Origin of the sequence: Roseibium sp. Sym1 (genome assembly GCF_027359675.1) — a bacterium.
Classification (GTDB): domain Bacteria; phylum Pseudomonadota; class Alphaproteobacteria; order Rhizobiales; family Stappiaceae; genus Roseibium.
Genome location: NZ_CP114786.1, coordinates 4794051 through 4813118, shown reverse-complemented (window position 1 = coordinate 4813118; position 19068 = coordinate 4794051). Strand labels below are relative to the sequence as shown.

21 protein-coding genes are annotated in these 19068 nt (G+C 61.2%); all 21 read right to left on the bottom strand.

Features of this window, described 5'->3' with window-relative positions; all coding sequences use genetic code 11:
- Window positions 1-231: 231 nt before the first annotated feature.
- Entirely contained in the window at window positions 232-498 is a 267-nt protein-coding gene (gene fliQ / locus O6760_RS22015) for a flagellar biosynthesis protein FliQ (RefSeq protein WP_269581822.1), read from the bottom strand.
- Between the two features lie 14 nt (window positions 499-512).
- Window positions 513-908, bottom strand: coding sequence for a flagellar hook assembly protein FlgD (gene flgD / locus O6760_RS22010; protein ID WP_269581821.1), 396 nt, complete (start codon window positions 906-908; stop codon window positions 513-515).
- Between the two features lie 10 nt (window positions 909-918).
- Window positions 919-1398 (bottom strand): flagellar biosynthesis repressor FlbT, encoded by a 480-nt coding sequence (gene flbT / locus O6760_RS22005; RefSeq protein ID WP_269581820.1) that lies wholly within the window; start codon window positions 1396-1398, stop codon window positions 919-921.
- A gap of 3 nt (window positions 1399-1401) precedes the next feature.
- Window positions 1402-1752, bottom strand: coding sequence for a flagellar biosynthesis regulator FlaF (flaF, locus tag O6760_RS22000; protein WP_269581819.1), 351 nt, complete (start codon window positions 1750-1752; stop codon window positions 1402-1404).
- A gap of 51 nt (window positions 1753-1803) precedes the next feature.
- Window positions 1804-2850 carry a flagellar hook-associated family protein gene (locus O6760_RS21995; protein ID WP_269581818.1) on the bottom strand — a complete coding sequence of 349 codons (1047 nt, stop codon included), beginning with the start codon at window positions 2848-2850 and terminating at the stop codon, window positions 1804-1806.
- Window positions 2851-2856: 6 nt separating this feature from the next.
- Complete coding sequence (gene flgK / locus O6760_RS21990) at window positions 2857-4347, bottom strand: flagellar hook-associated protein FlgK (protein ID WP_269581817.1); 1491 nt, start codon at window positions 4345-4347, stop codon at window positions 2857-2859.
- 33 nt (window positions 4348-4380) lie between these two features.
- Complete coding sequence (locus O6760_RS21985; protein ID WP_269581816.1) at window positions 4381-5655, bottom strand: flagellar hook protein FlgE; 1275 nt, start codon at window positions 5653-5655, stop codon at window positions 4381-4383.
- Window positions 5656-5825: 170 nt separating this feature from the next.
- Window positions 5826-6398: a transglycosylase SLT domain-containing protein gene (locus O6760_RS21980; protein WP_269581815.1), complete on the bottom strand. Its 573-nt coding sequence runs from the start codon at window positions 6396-6398 to the stop codon at window positions 5826-5828.
- A complete protein-coding gene (gene fliK, locus O6760_RS21975; RefSeq protein ID WP_269581814.1) occupies window positions 6352-7671 on the bottom strand; it encodes a flagellar hook-length control protein FliK in 1320 nt (439 codons plus the stop codon). Before fliK ends, O6760_RS21980 begins: the two co-directional genes overlap by 47 nt.
- Window positions 7668-8897: a chemotaxis protein gene (locus O6760_RS21970; protein WP_269581813.1), complete on the bottom strand. Its 1230-nt coding sequence runs from the start codon at window positions 8895-8897 to the stop codon at window positions 7668-7670. Before O6760_RS21970 ends, fliK begins: the two co-directional genes overlap by 4 nt.
- Window positions 8897-10363, bottom strand: coding sequence for a MotB family protein (locus tag O6760_RS21965; RefSeq protein WP_269581812.1), 1467 nt, complete (start codon window positions 10361-10363; stop codon window positions 8897-8899). The genes O6760_RS21970 and O6760_RS21965 overlap by 1 nt, the downstream gene beginning before the upstream one ends.
- On the bottom strand, window positions 10363-11001 hold the full coding sequence (locus O6760_RS21960) for a hypothetical protein (protein WP_269581811.1): 639 nt from the start codon (window positions 10999-11001) through the stop codon (window positions 10363-10365). Before O6760_RS21960 ends, O6760_RS21965 begins: the two co-directional genes overlap by 1 nt.
- Window positions 11001-12647, bottom strand: a complete 1647-nt coding sequence (fliF, locus tag O6760_RS21955; RefSeq protein WP_269581810.1) for a flagellar basal-body MS-ring/collar protein FliF — start codon at window positions 12645-12647, stop codon at window positions 11001-11003. Before fliF ends, O6760_RS21960 begins: the two co-directional genes overlap by 1 nt.
- Window positions 12648-12806: 159 nt before the next feature.
- Window positions 12807-13709, bottom strand: coding sequence for a flagellin N-terminal helical domain-containing protein (locus O6760_RS21950; RefSeq protein WP_269581809.1), 903 nt, complete (start codon window positions 13707-13709; stop codon window positions 12807-12809).
- Between the two features lie 310 nt (window positions 13710-14019).
- Window positions 14020-14763 (bottom strand): flagellar type III secretion system pore protein FliP, encoded by a 744-nt coding sequence (gene fliP / locus O6760_RS21945; RefSeq protein WP_269581808.1) that lies wholly within the window; start codon window positions 14761-14763, stop codon window positions 14020-14022.
- Entirely contained in the window at window positions 14760-15260 is a 501-nt protein-coding gene (locus tag O6760_RS21940) for a flagellar basal body-associated FliL family protein (protein WP_269581807.1), read from the bottom strand. The genes fliP and O6760_RS21940 overlap by 4 nt, the downstream gene beginning before the upstream one ends.
- A gap of 26 nt (window positions 15261-15286) precedes the next feature.
- Window positions 15287-15994, bottom strand: coding sequence for a flagellar basal body L-ring protein FlgH (flgH, locus tag O6760_RS21935; RefSeq protein ID WP_442969814.1), 708 nt, complete (start codon window positions 15992-15994; stop codon window positions 15287-15289).
- On the bottom strand, window positions 15991-16536 hold the full coding sequence (locus O6760_RS21930; protein ID WP_269581805.1) for a MotE family protein: 546 nt from the start codon (window positions 16534-16536) through the stop codon (window positions 15991-15993). Before O6760_RS21930 ends, flgH begins: the two co-directional genes overlap by 4 nt.
- 136 nt (window positions 16537-16672) lie before the next feature.
- The gene (gene flgI, locus O6760_RS21925; protein WP_269581804.1) at window positions 16673-17773 is read right to left on the bottom strand and encodes a flagellar basal body P-ring protein FlgI; all 1101 of its coding nucleotides are present in this window, start codon (window positions 17771-17773) and stop codon (window positions 16673-16675) included.
- 3 nt (window positions 17774-17776) lie between these two features.
- Complete coding sequence (gene flgA, locus O6760_RS21920; RefSeq protein ID WP_269581803.1) at window positions 17777-18229, bottom strand: flagellar basal body P-ring formation chaperone FlgA; 453 nt, start codon at window positions 18227-18229, stop codon at window positions 17777-17779.
- 17 nt (window positions 18230-18246) lie between these two features.
- Window positions 18247-19035, bottom strand: a complete 789-nt coding sequence (flgG, locus tag O6760_RS21915) for a flagellar basal-body rod protein FlgG (protein WP_269581802.1) — start codon at window positions 19033-19035, stop codon at window positions 18247-18249.
- Window positions 19036-19068: the final 33 nt, after the last annotated feature.

The window sequence follows — 19068 nt, the reverse complement described above, 5'->3', positions numbered from 1 at the left end:
CTGCGTAACGAAGTAATTGAAATCAGGCCTAGTCCCCTCTCCCATGGGGAGAGGGTTAGGGTGAGGGGTAAACTGGTCCGTATCCACGAAAGGTCTGCCCCCTCACCCGGCGCCTTGCGCCGACCTCTCCCAATGGGAGAGGTAACTCCGAAGGCAAACATCGGCACGTCGGGTGGACCGCGGACCAGAAGTTTCGACCGAACGCAATTTGGTCAACAGTGAACCGAAACGCTAGAAGCCGGTCTCGATCCGGCTGTAGATCAATGTCGTCAGCGTGTAGATCTGGCCGCCGATGAACGGACCGGCAACCACGATCATCACCAGTATGGCGACGATCTTCGGGATGAAGGTCAGCGTGATTTCCTGGACCTGGGTCAGCGCCTGCATAAGCGCAATGCCGATACCGACGATCATGGCCGGCACGATCGCGGGAGCGGACCCGACCAGGATCGTCCAGATGGCGGACCTGACCAGGTCCAGGGCATCAACTTCATTCATCAGGCTCGGATCCCTCAGGAAATGACCACACCAGGCCCAAGCAGGATGCCCTCGCCGTTGTCGAGTGCGAGCACGGTTCCGTCCGAATAGACCTCGACGCGCTCAACCACACCGGTGGTGCCGTTCGGGTCCGTGACGGTGCGGCCGATGAGATCGTCCACCTGTCCGAAGGACATGTTGGTCAGCAGGGTCTCCAGCTTGGAATTCATCTGAATAGACTGCTCGACTTGACTGAAGCTTGCGAGCTGGGACAGCTGTTCCGAGGCATCCATCGGCTGCGTCGGGTCCTGGTTCTGCATCTGGGCCATCATCAGCTGGAGAAACGCGTCGTAGTCGACGGTCAGCTGTTTCTGGGCCGTCGAGGCGGCTCCGGCGGTCTGGGTGGCGGCAACGCCTTCTACACTGGTCATGTCAGTCTCCTTAAACGGCGGCAAACCGCGGTTCGATGTCAAACCTGCCTTGGGCAGCGGGCCGGGATGCCGGCTGTTCCTTCCGCCCGTCCGGTGTCCCCTTGCTTTTTTCCGACACCATCAGGTTCGCCTCGATCGGGTAGAGCGCACGCACCACCTTCATGGCCTCGAACCAGCGTTCGGACCGGGCCAGATCCTCGACCTCGTCGAGGCGCATCAGGATTTCCCGGGTCGTGAAGGCGGACTTCACCGACCCCAGAACCAGGTGGAACATGTCCTGAACCGTGCCTGCGGAGGCCGGATCCATGATGATCGTCTGCAGAATGAAATAGAGTTGCCGCAAGGGCGTTGTCGCCTCTTCCGGCTGCAGCACATGGGCTTCGAGCAGGAACACGGCGTCATTCATGAGTTCGATGTTGGTTTTCTTGTCGGCCCGGATCACCGCGCCGTTGATGAACAGGCGTTCGCCCGCTTTCAGTCCGATTTTCATGAGTTACCCGTCCAGGCTGTCGCGGATGATGGAATTGATCTGGATGATGTCGGAAAAATCCTCCTGCTCCCATTGGCGCAGGGCTTCGACTTCCTTCAGGATCCAGATGCCGACCGAGATCAGGTTGGCCCTTGTCTCGATGGGCAACTCGTTGGCATCGTCGGCCAGCTGTTCCAGGAAATAGCTCCACAGGCGTCTGGTATAGAACAGGGCGTCGACCGCTTCGGGCGACTTGACCCCCTGCTCCCGGGCCACGCCCAGCTTGTCGATCACGATCGACATCGCCTCATGTTCGTTGAGCCGCTGGTCGGAGCAGAGATCATCCATGACCTCGGCATAGGACAGATTGTACATGGGCCCTCTCAAGCTTGTGTTTGATCCAGAAGGTTGGACAGGTGGTTAGGGTCAGAGGTAGTTGAGGATGCTCAGCCCCTGCATGCGGGCGGTCACCGCGTAGCTGGTTTCCAGCTGGGTCAAGGCGGTGTTGAGCCGCACGGAGGTTTCCTCCAGATTGACGTTCTCGAGATCGTTGACACGTCGGTTGAGGATGTCCGTCTGGACGGTCAGGCGTTCGCTGGCGAGCTTGACCTGCTCCTGGACATTGCCGAGCTTGCCCATCTGACTGGTGACGCCGGCGATGCCGCCGCCGAGCTTCTCGATGGCCTTGTTGACGACAACCTTCCAGGTTTCCCCGTCGAGGTCCTCGTTGCCGAGATCCGACATCATCGTGTAGGCAGCGGCCAGATCGCGGAACGCCTGCTCGTTGGCACTTACCGAGCTCGACACCGTTTCACTTGCCGAGATACGGCTCACCATCACGTTGCTGGACGCACTCGACCAGGTTGCTCCCCAGGCCGGATCCTGGAACATGGCGTCAAAGGCACCGTTCAGGTAGGTGTCCATGGCAGCCGGCGTGATCGCCGCTACGCCGGGACTGGTCAGGGGAATGCCGAATTCGGTGAGGAAGGCGGCGTCCGCGGCGACCTTGTTGGCCGCAGCCGGATCGGCATAGTCCGCAAGGGGTTCCTGGTCGGAGTTGATACCTGCAAAGACGAAATTGCCGTTGAGCTGCGTGTTGAGCCGGGACGTCAGCAGTTCCAGATTGCCGACGGCATCTGCCTTGACGATATCGGCACTGCCGTCGTTTTCCCTCAGTGCGACCAGCGTCGACAGGAAATCCTGTGCGTCGGACAGAATATCGCCCATCGCAGCCTGGCTCACATCCAGCCGCGAGGCCGCCAGGGCATTGGTGTCGATAATGCCGTTCAGAAAATGAAACTCGGCGCGGACCGACACCGCCTCCCCGGTCTTGGTTCCGAGGTCCAGACCGACATCATATTTGCGGCCCGAGGACAGTTCCACGCTCAGCTTCTGCACCAGGCTGGACTGGCCCTGAATCTGTCTGCGCGAGGCATCCGACATGGAAATTGTTGAGATATGGGTGGTTTTCATGGCTGGTTACCTCGCTGCCGCCAGAAGATCTTCGAGCATGGCATCGACCGCCGAGATCAGGCGCGTCGCCGCCGAATAGGACCGCTCGATTTCGAGCAGCAGCGTCATCTCCTCGTCGATATTGACACCGGTCTTGTTGTTCAGGTTTTCAGCGGTGCGGCCGAGAATGACGCTTTGGACCTCGACATTGCTGGTCATGGTCTTGCGGTTGCTTTCCAGCCAGCTCACCGACGACGAGGCAAATCCGCTCAGGGAATCCGTCGGGTCCAGCTCGACGCCACCGTCAAAGACCGTGTCCGCGTCGAAAGCGGAAACCAGTTCCTGCAAACGATCCGAATATCCGGCCGCCCCCGAAGGGTTGTAGTTGTAGTCCGGGTCGACCGGGTCCGAGATGCCACCGTCGCGCAGCCGGTCGAGTGAACCGCCCTGGTCCGGATCCGCGTTGGCATTCACAGTGATTTCGGCTGCGAGACCCGGTGCGAGAGTGGCCGCGGCAGGCATGCCCGGTCCGCCGGACCAGGTGAAGAGACCGGCCTGATCCGGTCCGCCCCCACCGCTCTGGTCGCTTTCGGCAAAGGCCTCGATCAGGCCACGGGCGATTTCATCAAGCTGCCCCTGATAGGTCACCGCCACGTCATCACGCAATTCGGCGAGGCCGTGCAGGCGCCCGGACTTGATCTCCATGACCGCCCCCGGGCCAGCCACCGGAACGCCGTCGACCATCACCGCGTTTCCGGTCGTGGTCGCGTCATAGACGACGGTCTGCTGGAAGGCGACCTCGCGCGCCGTGGTTTCGAACAATGTCACGCCACTGTCCGTGTAGACGACGATGTCGCCATGACTGCGGTTCAGCGTCGTGATGCCGATTTCCTCGGACAACTTGAGAAGCACCTGGTCACGGCTGTCCAGCGCGTCGGTCACGTCCGCGCCGGACTGGTTGCCGCGCACGACCACCGCATTGAGATCCTCAAGCTGCGTCAGCAGCGTATTGATCTCGCGCACGGAGGTCGCCATGTCGGTATCCGCATTGGCGCGGACCTCCTGAACCAGGGCACTGCCAGATTGCAGGGTCTGGACCATGTCCTTGGAGGCCTGGAGCACGTCCTGGGCCTGGATGGCGTTGTTCGGGTCGGACGCGTAGCTTTGCAGCGACAGTTTCAGCGCCCCGAGCCGCGCCGCCGCCGACATCTGGTCCTGCGTGTCTCCGGTCGTCTCGGACAGGCGCGTCAGGCCGGCGAGGACCGTTTCCTGCGAGGTGCCTGTCGACGTGGACTGCAACAGGGAATGATACAGCGCGCTGTCGGTGACACGGCCGATACCGTCGACCTTGAGACCTCCGGCCTGGCCGCTGTCGGTATAGGTCTGGCTGAGGAGAACAGATTTTCGCGAATAGCCGGGATCCTGGGCGCCCGAAACATTTCGGGCAATGACCGAGGATTCCGTCTGCCGGGCCGCGAGCGCGGACTGGGCGACCTTGAGGGCTACGGACAAACTCATGATGAAGACTTTCCAGTTGGCGGAGTTGCCCCGTTAGCGGACCAGGTTGACAAGCTGCTCGAGCAGGTCGGATCCGGCCTTGAAGACCTGCGAGTTCGCCGTGTAGGTGCGCTGGGACTCGATCATGGAGGTCAGTTCGTTGCCGAGATCGACATTGGAGTCCTCCAGGCCACCGACCTTGATCTTGCCCATGCCGCCCTCGCCGGCAAATCCGACACGCACGTCTCCTGAATCGAAGGACGGCCTGTAGATGTTGCCCGACTGCGGCGACAGGCGATCGGGGCTCGGCACGTTGGCAAGCGGGATCTGGTAGATCGCCCGCCGGTCGCCGTTGGTGTAGATGGCATAAAGCGTGCCGTCGTCGTCGAATTCCACGTTCTTGACCGAACTCGGAGTGTTGCCGTTGGCATCCACGTTGGTGACGACGAAGTCCGCGTCGGTATAGGTCGACTGGTCGAGATCGATGTCGAATGTCGAGCCATTCGGGACCGTGACGTTGATGGTGGTCGCGCTCGCGGCGGTCAGCTGACCATTGGTGCGATCGAATGTGAGCGTCTGGGTGTTGAGAGCCGGTGCCGCATAGGGAAATCCGCCGCCGGGAGCGGCATCCGCCGCATCGTAGATCGCGACTTCCCAATCGGAGTCCGCGGCCGTCTCGGTGACCTTGGAATAATAGACATCCAGCTTCACTTCGTTGCCGAGGTTGTCATAGACGATCATGGAGGTCTTGTGGGAGAACGTCGCGGTCGCCGCGTTGGCGGACGGCAGGTCGACGGCCGGAACAACAGGCGAGTCCTCGTCCACATTCACCCGCAGAAACGCCTCGTCGGTCGGCGTCGCCTCAAGCTGGTTCTGCGTGATGTTGATCCGTTCCAGACCACCCAGGCCGTTTGCGACCGTCGTCGGCGCGGTGTTGCCGCTGATCGGGTAGCCCTGCAGGTAATAGCCTGCCGTGTTCAAAAGATACCCGTCCCCGTCCGGCACGAAGTGTCCGGCCCGGGTCAGAAAGCTCTCGCCGGCTTCATTGCCCACGACGAAGAAACCGTTGCCGTCCACAGCAAGGTCGAGCTTGGAAGTTGTGAAGCTGATATTGCCCTGCTTCGAGATCTGATACTGCGTGTGGGCCTCGACCCCGCCGGAGTTGAACGAGCCTGCCCCTTGCGACACCACGAGCGAGGAAAACTCCGACTGAGCACGCTTGTATCCGTTCGTGCTTGAATTCATGACGTTCTCGGCAACGGTACCGAGCTTGCTCGATTGCGCGTTCATGCCGGAAACGCCGCTGCGCATCACTCCGAAAAGGCCCATGACCGATCTCCTGTGTCCAAATCAACTGGACGTAGTCAAACCGGTCGAACTTGCGTGAAGCTGTTCTCCTGAAAATATTTATTGTTGAAATTCAGATACTTAATTATCTAAAATTGTATCTATCGAACAAAGAAGGAAACAGTGACGTGTGCAGCGCCAATGTTTCCTCTTCAAGCGCCGCAGAACTGCTTGGATTTGCGCGTCCAGTTTCCGAATCCCGAAGCAACCATGTTGCGGATCACCGTACAGACATAGCGTTTTTGTGCCGGATCGTTGTTTGGGCCGGCATGGTAGCGCGCAACGGCCATGGTCCAGGACCCCTGGCGGCGGCGCAGATCCTTCAGAAACCGGGCGGCATATTGCACATTCGCGCGCGGCTCGAGCATGTGTTCGACCGAACGGAACTTGTTGCCGTGGTAATAGTGGTTGATCTGCATGCAGCCGATGTCGATCAGTTTCTTGCCGTGCTTTCGCGCCTGTTCCACATCCTGTTCCGCCGCCTTGCGGCTGGGCGGGAACCTGGATTTCCCCTCGATGTTGAGGGCGTAGGGATAGAGGGAATTGCGCCGTCCCGTCTCTGTCAGTCCAACGGCATAGAGAACCCCGAGCGGCACCCGGTATTTCTGGGCCGCCGCGATCATTTCACGTTCACAGACATTCTGCACCTCCGCGGCGACCGGAAGGGTGGCGGCAATGCTAAAGATAGATGCCGTCAGACAGGCTGTTGCCAGTGTCTTCCTCATGATCTTTTCCTCTCGATATGTCTGTTTCCGGAAACATGTTGCCGTGGGCCTCTTGTCCCCGACGATCCGGGTTCTGGCCGAAATTACCGTTGCCGGAATTCTGCGGCTGACCGTCGCTGAACGTGCCATTGCCGGACGTGTTCTGGTTCATCGCCGAATTGCCGTTGGCACCGGATCCGGCGGATATGGAAGCACGATCATCAGCGGCCTGGATCGTGATCGCGTCGGCCTTGAAGCCGGTGGTCCGGAGCATCTGGTCCAGCAGTTGCCGGTCCTGCCTCAGAAGGTCCGCGGTCTGTGCCTTGCTCGTCTGAAGCGTTACCTCAACGGTATCACCAACCATTCTCAGGGACACTTTGACGGTGCCCAGTTCATGTGGCGTGAGCTGGATATCCAGCGTTTTCAGCACAGGGCCTTCTGCCTTGTGGGTAACTCCCCCCTGCGCCGCCAGTCTGGTGTCGGAAGCCAGCGATTTGAGGGCGGAGCCAACCTGATCCGCCACCTGCTGCGCTGGGGACAGGCGCAGGTTGGGTGCGAAATGGGTTTCCTGCCGGAGAACCTTGACCGCGCCGGTGGCCTCTTCCGGCAGTGTTGAGCCGCGCGCGGAACTCGTCATGGACCCTGACGCTGTCTCCGGCTCCACGCCGAATTGCGCAAAGAGAGAAGAGGTTCCGGTTCTGGCCGCGCCGTCCCGGCCGGCCAATGCTTGAGGGGCTGGATCGGGTGCCCCCCCGGGCGTTCCGCTTCCTGGCGGTGTCCGGGCAGCCGCCGCGGCATGGGGACTTTGCCCCGGCTTGCGCGCCGGCACCGCACCCGGCGGCAGGCCGATCGTCGCAGCGGCAAGCTCCGCGCCGGCCTGCCTCCGGTCTCCGGCGGGACCGGCGTCTTCGCCTTCGCCGGAGGATGACCCGTCGCCCGAGATCCCCGACATCACGTTGTGCGACACCTGGCGCAGGGCATCGACGAGATTGCTGGTGGAAAAAGTGACCTGGCCGCTCGTCTTGGCGCCGTCCTGAGCCGTCTTGCCGTCCAATTCGCCTGTCCCTGCCCCGGCGCCCGCTTGACCACCGGACCGGTTGCCGGTGGAGGCACCGTGACTGTCCTCCTCACCGCTCCCGGCCTGCGTGCCTTCCCGTTTCATTCCCTGCAGGATGGACTGGAACGCCGCAGCGGCGTCCTTGGCGGCCCCTCCTCCCCGGCCGTCTGTGGCGACCTCCGCCGCCTTGCCGGATTTGGGGGCCTGCGGGATCAGTGCATCTGTCTTGACCGTCATTTTGCATCTCCGCGCAGCTCGAACGCCTTTCCCGTCCTGCCCAGCAGGGCTTCGGCCAGGTCCATGTCCGCAGTGACCCAGTCGCGCTGTTCGGGGTCTTTCATCGAGCTTGCAACGTTGAATTCGCCAATCACGTTGTCCGGCGGTTCCGGAAAATGGCGCACGGAATTGAGCACCACATAGACGCCGTCAAGCACCGCGCGATCCTGGTCCGACAGCATTTGCGGGTCGACCGACCAAAGCAGGTCCCGGTTGGCGGTGATCATTTCCGGATCGAGCCGGGTTGCGGCCAGGTAGATTTTCAGAATCTCGTGTTCCCTGGTGCCTTCGACCGCAAGCAGGAGTGCCTCCCCGGTTGCCTTGCGCGCCACGTTCAGATGCCCGGCAAGGAGGGCGGACCGGGCAAGTCTCAGGTAGAGCCCCCGCCGGGAGTCGGCATCGAATTCGTGAAGCACCGGATCGAGCAAGGCGAACTTGTCCTCGCTTTTGACAAAGCCGAGCGTGTCCAGGGCCAACGCGAAGCGGCGGCGGAAATCGCCCGCATAGACTGAACTTCGAAAGCGGCGCAGATAGCGGATGCTGAGAACACGAAACCGGTCCACATCCGCCATCATGCCGGCAACGAAGACTTCCCTGCGCAGGGCGGCTTCCTCGACAAGGCTTCCGGGCATCAGCAGGCTTGCGACCTGCAGAAGCTGCATCGCCCTGGCCGGATCGGTGCGGATGTACGGGGCGGCCTTCACCAGGGCCACATGGCCTCCGAGACCCGCAGGCAGATCCAGGGGGTCGATATCCTCAAGAAGCCCCAGCATGTCTTCCTCCCGGCCCTCGACATAGGCCAGCGAGGCCTCAAGAAGTCTCCGGTCCACGGCGGGTGCAGGTTCAAGCGTGAGCAGCTTTCGCATGACGCGCGGGTGCCCCCCACTCAGGAGGTGTACGACTGCCGCACGTGCATTGCGCGGTTCCTGCCACATGTCGGCAGGCATGTTGAAGAAGTCCCTGTCCATTTTGACCAGCAACGAGCGCTGCGCGCGCAGGGCATGGCTGTTGCCCTGCGCGATCTGCTCCTGAAGAACCTGCAGCGACCGGATCATCTCGAAGGGCCGGGCATCCCGTGTCCCGGTGCCCTGGGCTTCCGCACTCGCACCGGCAATGTGTGCGAAGGTTGCATACAAGGCCAGCAACAGAGCGGACGCGAACCTTTTGAAACAGTCTGACAGGCGCATCACCGCTCCTCCAGCAGGTAGATTTCGATACGGCGGTTGCCCGCCGCAAACGGATCGTCGGGATACTTCAGGTGCCGGTCAGCCGAGCCTTCGACACGATCGAAACGGCTCTTTGCAACGCCGCCCCGCGCGAGCATGTAAAGCGCCATGTGCGCCCGGGCAGAAGACAGGCGCCAATTATCGTATGTCTTGCTCCTGAACGGCCGGGCATCGGTGTGCCCCTTGATGACAATCTGGCCTGACGTCTCGGAGATCTCGCTGCCGATCCTCTCCAGCAGCTTGACCAGTTCCGGACGCGGCTCTGCAGAGCCGATGGCGAACATGCCGAAGTTCTGATCGTCGGTAAGGCTGATCAAGGCCCCCTCGCCCAGACGGTCCACCGTGATCTGGCTGGCGGTCTCTTCCAGGATGGTGCCATCCGTCTCCTCAAGGATATCGGACAGGCGTGCGACCAGGGTATCGGCTGCGCTTTCGGAGACATCGACATCCTCACCAACGACCGGCTGAGCGCCCTTCAGGGAGGTCTCGCCGACCTGCGTAAGGTCAGTGCGTCCCGTCACATGTGCAACGACCGGATCGGTGCTGGTGCCTGTTTCGGCGAACCGGCCGCTACCGGTGCGCTCGAACTCCGAGGTCCCCGCGTCTCCTGCGTCCGTCGCGGGTTCGACCGTTGCCGGACCGGGGCGCGGTCCGGCCTCCGCGAGCCCGGCTCCCGTGTCTTGCGAATGCCCCTCGTCGAAAGGCGCACCAAAAGCCAGGTCACCCTCCAGCCGCGCTCCGCTGTGACCGGCACCATCTCCCGGCGTTCCGACGGAAGCCGTTTCGGACCCGTCGACACCCCGTCCCGGCCTGAACTGCCAGAACATCGGATCGAAGGGGTCGCGATAGGCTTGCCCGCCCTGGGCACCTTCCTGCTTCTGAAGACCGGTACCGATGCCCCGCGGGTTGTCCTCCAGCGTCTCGGCAACACGGATCTTTTCCGCAAGCGTGTCCAGAACGGCATAGGGATCCGAGAACAGGATCGATTCCGAATGCAACTGCGTGAATTGTCCGGAGGCCGGCGCGCCTCCCTGTTCGGGGCGTTCCGGAACCTCTTCCGGCTTGTGTCCGGCCTCGATGCCGGACCCGAAATTCTCATCCTGGTCGACCGGCTCTTCGGATCCGCCCAGCTTGCCGTTGAACAGCTTCGTGCCGTTCTCGTTTGTATCGCCGCTGACAAGAGGATCGTTGAGGCCCTTCCGGTTGGGCGCCGTCGAGGCAAGCTTGACCGGATTGAAATATTGCGCGACGCCGCGGCGGACGCTGTCATCGGTGACATTGATCAGCCACATCACCAGGAAAAACGCCATCAGTGCGGTCATGAAGTCCGCATAGGCGATTTTCCAGACGCCGTGTGGAAGGTAATCTTCTTCCCAGCTGTTCTTGCGCCTGACAATGACGATCTCGTTCGGGTGGCCCTCGAGCATCAGTCGGCCTCCTTTTCAATCATGTCGACCTGGGCCAGCCACTGTCCCAGCCTCGTTTCGATCGTGGTTTCATCAAAGAGTGCAACCAGCTCCACCTGATCAGCCTTGTGAACCTCGATCCGGTCGCGGAACGACGGCAATTGCTCAAGGACCCTGGCCACCAGCGTCTCGGGACCGCGCAACCTGATGATCTTGTCGGGATCATGTTCGGTGAGCTGCCGCAGGTTCGAAGCGAAGGCGGCGACAAGCTGATCGACAATCCGCTCCTTCAGGAACGGCTGCAGCAACCTGGCCACGGAATAGGACAGGCGCTGTTCGACAATGTCGACAAAGCCTTCGATTGCCGCACTCACATTCGCCGCTTCGCGCATGTCAAAACGGACGCGCTCTTCTTCCAGCAATCGGGTGTGGTTCGCGCGCTCCTCTTCAAGAATGGCCTCGTAATGGGCGCGCATGCGGTCATCGCCTTCGGTGAGCCCACGCTCGAATTCGGCCTGGAGACGCTCTTCGGCACTCGGTTCGGCCGGGGGCATGTCCGTGGGCTCCAGCACTTCTGCCAGCGCCCCGTCATAGGCCTCGAAGGTCTTGAATTTCGGAACAGACAGAACGGGAATATGGGAGGCAGCGGAAGTCGACATCAGACGCGCTCCGATTCATAGAGCCACTGGCGAAGGATCGCGGCGGACTGTTCTTCGTTGTATTCCAGCAGCGATTCCAGTTTCCGCAAAGCGGATTGGTTGCGCTTGCTGTTGAGGTCCTGAAGCATGTCGGAATGATCCGGAGGCATCAGGAAGCCCTGTTCACCATCGTAAGGTTCGGCTGCGGCTTCCGACCCGTCCGGCAACATGCCCAGTTCGGCCATCTCCACCTGGGGCTTCGAGACTTGCGGAACCAGCGCGGCGACCGCGGGACGCAATCCGAACCAGATCACGAGCATCGACACCGTCAGAATGGCGAGTGCATTGATGATGTTGCCGGATTGGCGCAGCAGGTATTCCGAAACGCTGATCGGGGGGATCGGCTCCAGCGACTTGCCTCCGTCGACAAAGTCGACGATGGACACCTTGACGAGATCGCCCCGTTCACTTTCAACACCCGCGGACGATGCAACCAGGGCCTCGATTTCCGTCAGCTGCTCCTGGATCTGCACCTGGCTGGGATCGCCGCCAAGCGACTGCACCAGCCGGGCCTTGTCGACAAGCACGGCGATCGACAGGCGGTCGACCTTGTACCCATCCTGGGAGGTTTCAATCCGCTTGGAGGAAATCTCGTAATTGACGGTTTCCTCACGGCGTTCATTTTCCTCGCTCGAGCGCTCGCCATTGTCAGCGGCAACGTCTTCTTCGGGCAGGTTCTGCTCCACGGTGGTCGGCGCGGATACGCTGGAGTTCTGGGCGTTCTCGTTCTCCCGGACCGTCCGCACGGAGCGTTCGATGCGGGAATCCGGATCGAAGATCGTCTCCGCGATGGTCTTGCGGTCCGTGTTGAGCTCCGCCGCCACGCTGACCTGGAAATTGTCCAGTCCCAGATAAGGCGTCAGGGTCTTGCGGATATTTTCCTGGATGCGGTTGCTGACGGCCGTTTCCAGGCTGGCCAGCTGTCCGGCGGACGCCTTGGTCGGGTCCTTGCCTGCTGCCAGGATGCCGCCGGACGTATCCAGCACCGTTACCTTGCTGGCTTCCATGCCCGGGACGCCGGCGGCAACGAGGTGGCGTATGGCATCCGCCGTGCGAATGTCGTCCGGGACATCGGAACGGATGACCACGGAGGCCGAAGGCGGCTGCTGATCGCGCCGGAAGGATCCCTTTTCCGGCAAGACGATATGAACGCGCGCGGCGCGGATCCCCTTCATCAGCTGGATGGTGCGTGCAAGCTCGCCTTCCAGCGCCCGCACACGGGTGACTTCCTGCATGAAGGATGTCAGGCCGAGCGATCCCAGCTCGTCGAACAGCTCGTAGCCGGAATTGGCTCCCCTCGGCAGCCCTTTTTCGGCCAGCAGCATGCGGGCCTTGGCCGTCTGTGCATGGCTCACCATGACGGCACTTCCGTCTGAGCTGATGTCGAACTGGATACCGGCGTCCCGCAGGGCCGACCCGATCCGGGTCACGTCTTCTCCCTCAAGGCCCGTGTAGAGGACCGTCTGTTCCGGACGGCTCAGGTAGTAGGCGCCCGCGCCAACGGTCGCGATGGTAGCGAGCCCGACAAGAGCGAGCGCGACCAGTCTGCGCACGCCCAGTTCCATCAGATTTGCCCACAGTTTCTCGGCGTGTTCACGGCCCGGCATGCATAACCCCTTCATGCACGTAACAACTTGTTCGCGTCACTATCGGAAGCGGAGCTTGCGCGAGCCTGTCACCGGGGCGTTGATCTGGCGATATTCGCCAGATACAAAAAAGACCGCGCCCCGGAGGGCGCGGTCCTCTTTTCCAGATAATCGCGGGGATTAACGGAACAGGGACAGAATGTTCTGCGAACCCTGGTTTGCGATCGAAAGAGCCTGGATGCCGAGCTGCTGCTGGGTCTGCAGGGCCTGAAGGCGGGTAGACTCTTTGTTCATGTCAGCGTCCACGAGCTGGCCGACACCACGGTCGATCGAGTCGATCAGAGCGGACACGAAGTCCTTCTGCAGGTCGACGCGCTTCTTGGTGGAGCCGAGCAGGGTTGCGGAGTCCGTGATGGCGCCCAGAGCGTCATCGACGTCCGAGATCATGCCTTCCAGCGTGGTCAGATCGGCTGCGCTGTCCGTCAGGGCGGAGATGTCGATGGTATCGACAACGTTGCCGTTTGCCTGGGCACCGTCGAGAATACCGGTACCGCCACCAGTCGTGTCGTAGAGCTGGGTGGCAGTGATATCAACGGAGGTGGTCAGGACGGACACGGCACCGCCAACGCGGGTGAAGGAGCTGACGATTTCTTTCGACGTCACCGTGGTCACGTCGGAAGACAGCCAGTTTTCACCGTTGAAAACGGCGGATTCAGCAGTCGAACGCAGCTGGTTCTGCAGTTCGTTGATGTCGGACTGGATCTTGCCGCGGTCGACACCCGGGGTACGGGCGGCAACAAGCTTGGCCTTGATTTCGTTCATGACATCAACGGTGCTGTCCATGGCGGTGTACATGACGTCGACGGTCGCGGCACCCAGACCCAGAGAGTCTTCAACGGCGCTGAGAGCCATGTTGTCGGAACGCATGGTGGTTGCGATGGACCAGTAGGCAGCGTTGTCTTCCGCGCCGGCCACGCGATAACCGGTAGAGATGCGGTTCTGCGTCTCTGCCAGGTTGTTGCTGGTGTTCCGCAGGGTCTGCAGAGCGGTCATTGCGGAAGCGTTTGTCATCAAGCTAGACATGATATGTCCCTTTCAATGTGTCAGTTAGGTACTGGAATTGGCACGGGACATGCCGGGTTTGCACCGGCACAGCAGGAACAGCGTCATGCTTTTGAACCTTTGTCAGGCAACGGTTCAACCTGCTGTAAAATCGACCCTAGCTCCCCGAACTTGCGTGAAGCTTACGCCGACAGGATCAATTTGATCTTTTTCCCGGATCAGGAGATTGCATCAACAAGGCGATATGATCGCACGCGATAAAAACTACCGGAAAAACAGAAGGCGGAGCCGAATGGCCCCGCCCGTTTCCGCTTGAAAAACGGCAGTATTCTCATATGAACGATCGAACCAGACTGCCGACCAGCAAGTTCCAACCATCGATCAGGACGAAGAACAGCGCCTTGAACGGCAGCGAGATAACGGTTGGCGGCAGCATCATCATGCCCATCGACATGGTGATCGTCGCCACGATCATATCGATCACGAGAAAAGGCAGCGCGATCAGAAAACCGATCTCGAAGCCCCGGCGCAGTTCCGAGATCATGAAGGCCGGAATCAGCACCCTCAACTCGACCTCTTCCGCAGACGCGGCTTCACTGTCCGTGATCCGTCCGGCGGCAAGCTCGTCAAACAGCACGAGGTCTTCTTCCCGGACCTGGCTGAGCATGAATTCCCGGAACGGCGTTGTGATGCGGACATAGGCCTCCTCTTCGGAAATCTCGTTGTTCATCAGCGGTTGAACGCCGCTTTCCCAGGCCCGGTCGAATGTCGGAGCCATCACATAGAAGGTCATGAACAGCGCCAGCGAAATCAGGATGAGATTTCCCGGCGTCGTTTGCAGACCTATCCCGGATCTCAGGAAGGAAAACGCAATCACGAACCGGGTAAAACTGGTCACCATGATCAGGATGCCCGGCGCCAGGGAAAGCACCGTCAAGAGCGCGATCATCTGGACAATGCGTCCGCTCGCGCTGCCTTCACCGGCCGGCAGCAATGTGGACAGGTCGGGGACCTGAGCGGAAGCCAGGCTTGTCAAAAACAGAAGCGAAAAACATGCAAGGAACAGCCGGATCATTGGATCACCACCGATTCCAGGATGACTTCGTGGATCTGGCCCGCTGAACGCGTGCGTGCCCGCTCGGTCAGATCCTCTTTCAGATGCTGAAGTCCGACGCCGCCCTCAAGGTGGGACAGCGTGAGCGTTCTGAGATAGGACAGAAAGTCGCCTTCGACCTTCTTCTTCATGACCGCGATTTCGCCATCCATGTCGTCTTCAAGGAGCACCGAGGCCTGCAGCCGGATCCAGGCGTCTCCCGGGCTCGCCAGGTTGGTGACGAGCGGCTTGAGCGTCTGGAGCCGGGTGGACGCGGAAAACGGCAGTGTTTCCGAAAAGCTCTGCTGCTGGCGAAGACGGCCGCGAACCTCCTGCTCGGTCTGGTCGACAATATATTTCGCAAGGCCCGCCCCGGCCCCGGACCCTATCAGCGTCAGCAGAACAAGGGCCGCCAGAAATCCGCCCCCCCGGGACGATTGCCTGGCGGTCTCGATCGGTACTTCGATAATGTTGGACATATCAGTCTTTCTGCGGCTTGCCGAAATCAGAACGGTGTCACGATGTCGTAGATCTGCTGACCCCACCCGGGCTGCTGGACCTCGGAAATCCGGCCTCGTCCGCCGTAGGAAACCCGTGCTTCCGCAATCTTGTCATAGGGAATGATGTTGTTTGCCTGGATGTCGCGCGGGCGCACGATCCCGGCTATCTGCAGGATGCGCATTTCGTAGTTCACCCGCATTTCCTGGGAGCCGGCTATGACGAGATTGCCGTTGGGCAAACGTTCGGTGACAACGGCCGCGATGGAGAGCTGGATTTCCTCGGACCGGTCGATTGACCCGGAGCCGGCCGATCCGGAACCGGAATCCAGGTCGAAATTGGCCTCTCCTTCGGTAGAGTTGCCGTCCCAGCTCGTGCCGAGCGCACCGCCAATGCCGAGATCGGAGGTCCGCCGCCGGTCGGAACTGTTGTCCAGGTTGGCGCGATCGTTCATCTGGATCGTGACTGTCAGAACGTCGCCGACCTTTTTCGCCCTCGGATCGGCAAAGAAGTTGTCGCGGCCGCTGGCCCACAGGGAATTGAAGTCTTTCACGGCACCCTGACCGAACGTGTTGATCGGATAAACCGTTGCCGGCTGGGCCGCGAGGCCGAAGCCGACAGGAGACATCTCCGGGGCTCTGCCGACATCTTCCAGCTGACCGGCGCAACCGGCCAACAAAAGAACGCCAAACGGAATCAGGAAAACGCGCATCAAAAACTCCGTTGTATTTCCGGGTTGGTCAGCCCCATCATGGATTGGGTCAGCTGCGCTGCCCGGGACGGTTCCATCTCGTCGAGAATGCTGCTGGCGACCCGGGCCTTCAGTTTCAGGAGAACGCCGACAGCGGCCTCCTCATCGGTGGTCGAGAGCTGGGCGGCGGCGGCGTCGGGACGCATCCTGCCGATAATGGAGACAACCTGGTCTTCAACCTCGTCCAGAAGGCCTTCGCGCCGCTTGACCCATGTCTCGAATTCCCTCTCCTTGCGTTGCAGCTGATCGATACGATCCCTCAGCCTTGCCTCGAGGCTGATCAGCTTCCAGGTCTGCCACTTGATGCGGGCGTCGCTCGCCGCCTCGGCAATGTTCTTGCAATAGAGTTCGCTGTCCTGCGGTGGCAGGATCGTTTCCGTTTCGACTTCCAGCGTCGGTTTCTGCCGCGGTGACTGCGCGATGGCGGCTGCCCCGCCGAGAGTGACCGTAACTGCCGCGATTGCCAGGAGACCGAGTGTCCGGCTGCGGTCCAATTGAAGTGGCATTGCGCCTTCCCTTGTGCTGAACCCGTTTCATCGCACCTTCGACGATCGAGCTTGCGCGGGGCTGGCGGACAAACGGAAAACGCCGCTTCGAGAAGCGGCGTTTGAACAAGACCACGAAGCCTCCAGGGCCGGGTGCCTATTGCACCACAAGTTCCGCCTGGAGCGCTCCTGCCGTCTTGATTGCCTGCAGGATGGCAATAATCCCTGTCGGCCTGAGACCGATGCGGTTGAGACCGCGCACCAGGGTGGGCAGATCCGTGCCGCCGACCACGGCAAGCTGTCCGCCGCTTTCCTGGGCGTCGACATAGGTCCTTGGCACGACGACGGTCTGGCCGTTCTGGGAAAACGGTGAAGGCTGCGAGACTTCAGGTGCCTCCGAGATACGCACCGTCAGGTTGCCGTGCGTGATCGCGACCGTCGAAATCTGCACATCCTTGCCGATCACCACCGTTCCCGTGCGTTCGTCTATGACCACCTTGGCCGTTTGGTCCGGACTGACGCGGATCGCTTCGATCTCAGCGATAAATCGTGTCATGCTCATGTCCCGGGGTGGCGTCAGAACGACGGAGCGATAGTCCCGCTCCCTGGCTACAGGAACCCCGTAGCGCTCTCTGGTGAAGCGATTGATGGCATCGGTGATGCGAACCGCGGTTCTGAAATCCGGATTGGCAAGCTCCAGTACAAGACCCGGAATCTGAGAAAATTTAGCCGGCAAATCTCTTTCTATCAGGCCGCCATTGGGCACGCGACCGACGGTCGGAATTCCCTGGGTGAGGCTCTCCGCCTGCCCCAGTTCCGCGAAACCGGACACCGCGACGGGCCCCTGCGCCACCGCGTAGATCTGGCCATCAGCCCCAAGCAGCGGGGTCGCCACAAGGGTCCCGCCGGCAAGCGACGTAGCATCGCCCAGCGAAGAGACGGAGACGTCGATCGACGAGCCTTTTCCGATGAAGGAAGGCATTTCCGCCGTCACCACCACGGCCGCAACATTCTGGGTACGCAAGCGCTCTTCGCGCACATTCACCCCCAGGCTGTCCAGCATGGATTGGAGCGACTGCTCGGTGAAGGGCGAGTTTCTGAGTGTGTCGCCCGAGCCCTTGAGGCCGATCACCAGCCCGTAGCCGACAAGCTGGTTGTCACGCACGCCCTGAAGACTGGCGATGTCCTTGATCCGGACCATCGCGGACACCGGCATGGCCAGCAATACAGCCAGCAGACATATGAATAACCGGGCCATCAATCAATTCTCCACGCGAATGGTGCCATCGTCCTGAACACGGCCGGAGACGACCAGCCCGCTGTCGATGTTGCGAACCCGGACGAAACTCCCGGCGCCGCCGTTCTGCAGCGCTTCAACCTGCATGATGATGACAAGGCCCTGCTCCCGGAACACCAGGCGCGCCGGTTCCCCGCGCCGGACCAGCACAGGTTTTTCGACCGACCTGGAGGGAATGGGTTGTCCGGGCAGCAAGGTGCGACGGGCAACCATTCCGACCAGTTGGGACCGGTGCGTGCTGACCGCGAACTGCTGCGCGGTACGGCTGGGAAACTTGCGTTCGATCAGGTCCTGGTGCGAAATTTCCGTACCGGCGGCAATCGTCAGGCGCGGGACTGGAAGCTCGATGCCCCCTGCCCGGACGGCCGTTCCCGTGACGCAAAGCGCCAGCAGGAGGATCAGTGTTCGGATCGGCATGGTCTTCAAGCCTTTTGCTAGCGGATGCCGTTGGTCACTGTGCCGGCCATCTCGTCCGCCGCCTTCATGACCTTGGAATTCATCTCGTAGCCCCGCTGGGCATTGATCAGTGCGGTAATTTCCTTCACCGGATCCACGTTTGAGCTTTCCAGATAGCCCTGCCGGACCACGCCGAAGCCCGGATCTCCGGGAACGCCGGCAACGGGAACGCCCGAGGCTTCTGTCTCGCGGAAGAGATTGCCGCCGACAGGCTCCAGGCCGACGTCATTTGCAAAATTGGCCAGCGTCAGCTGCCCAAGTTCGCGTGGAGCCATCTCGCCATCCACCTTCGCGTAGACCTCGCCGGATTCGTTGATGACCACCTCGATGGTCTCCTCGGGAACGATGATGGCGGGTTCGACCATGTATCCATCAATGGTCACGAGGCGGCCATCCGCGTTCTTGTTGAAGGAGCCGGCCCTTGTATAGAGCGTTTCATCGTCCGGTCCCGTGATCTCGAACCAGCCACGCCCGTCCAGGGCAACGTCGAACTGGTTGCCCGTGTTGCTCAGGGACCCTTGCATGTGCAGCTTGCGGATCCCCGCCGTGCGAACGCCGAGACCAAGCTGCGCACCTTCCGGCACCGGGTCTTCGCCGCCGCGGTTGGGCACACCCTGCAGGCGTTCGGCCTGATAAAGCAGGTCGGAAAACTCCGCCTGCGACCGCTTGAACGAGGTCGTGTTCATGTTTGCGATGTTGTTGGCGACAACCTCGACATTGAGCTGTTGCGCGCTCATGCCTGTCGCTGCAATTGCAAGGGCTTTCATGGCTGGTCTCCTAATGGTTGCGCTGACCCCGGT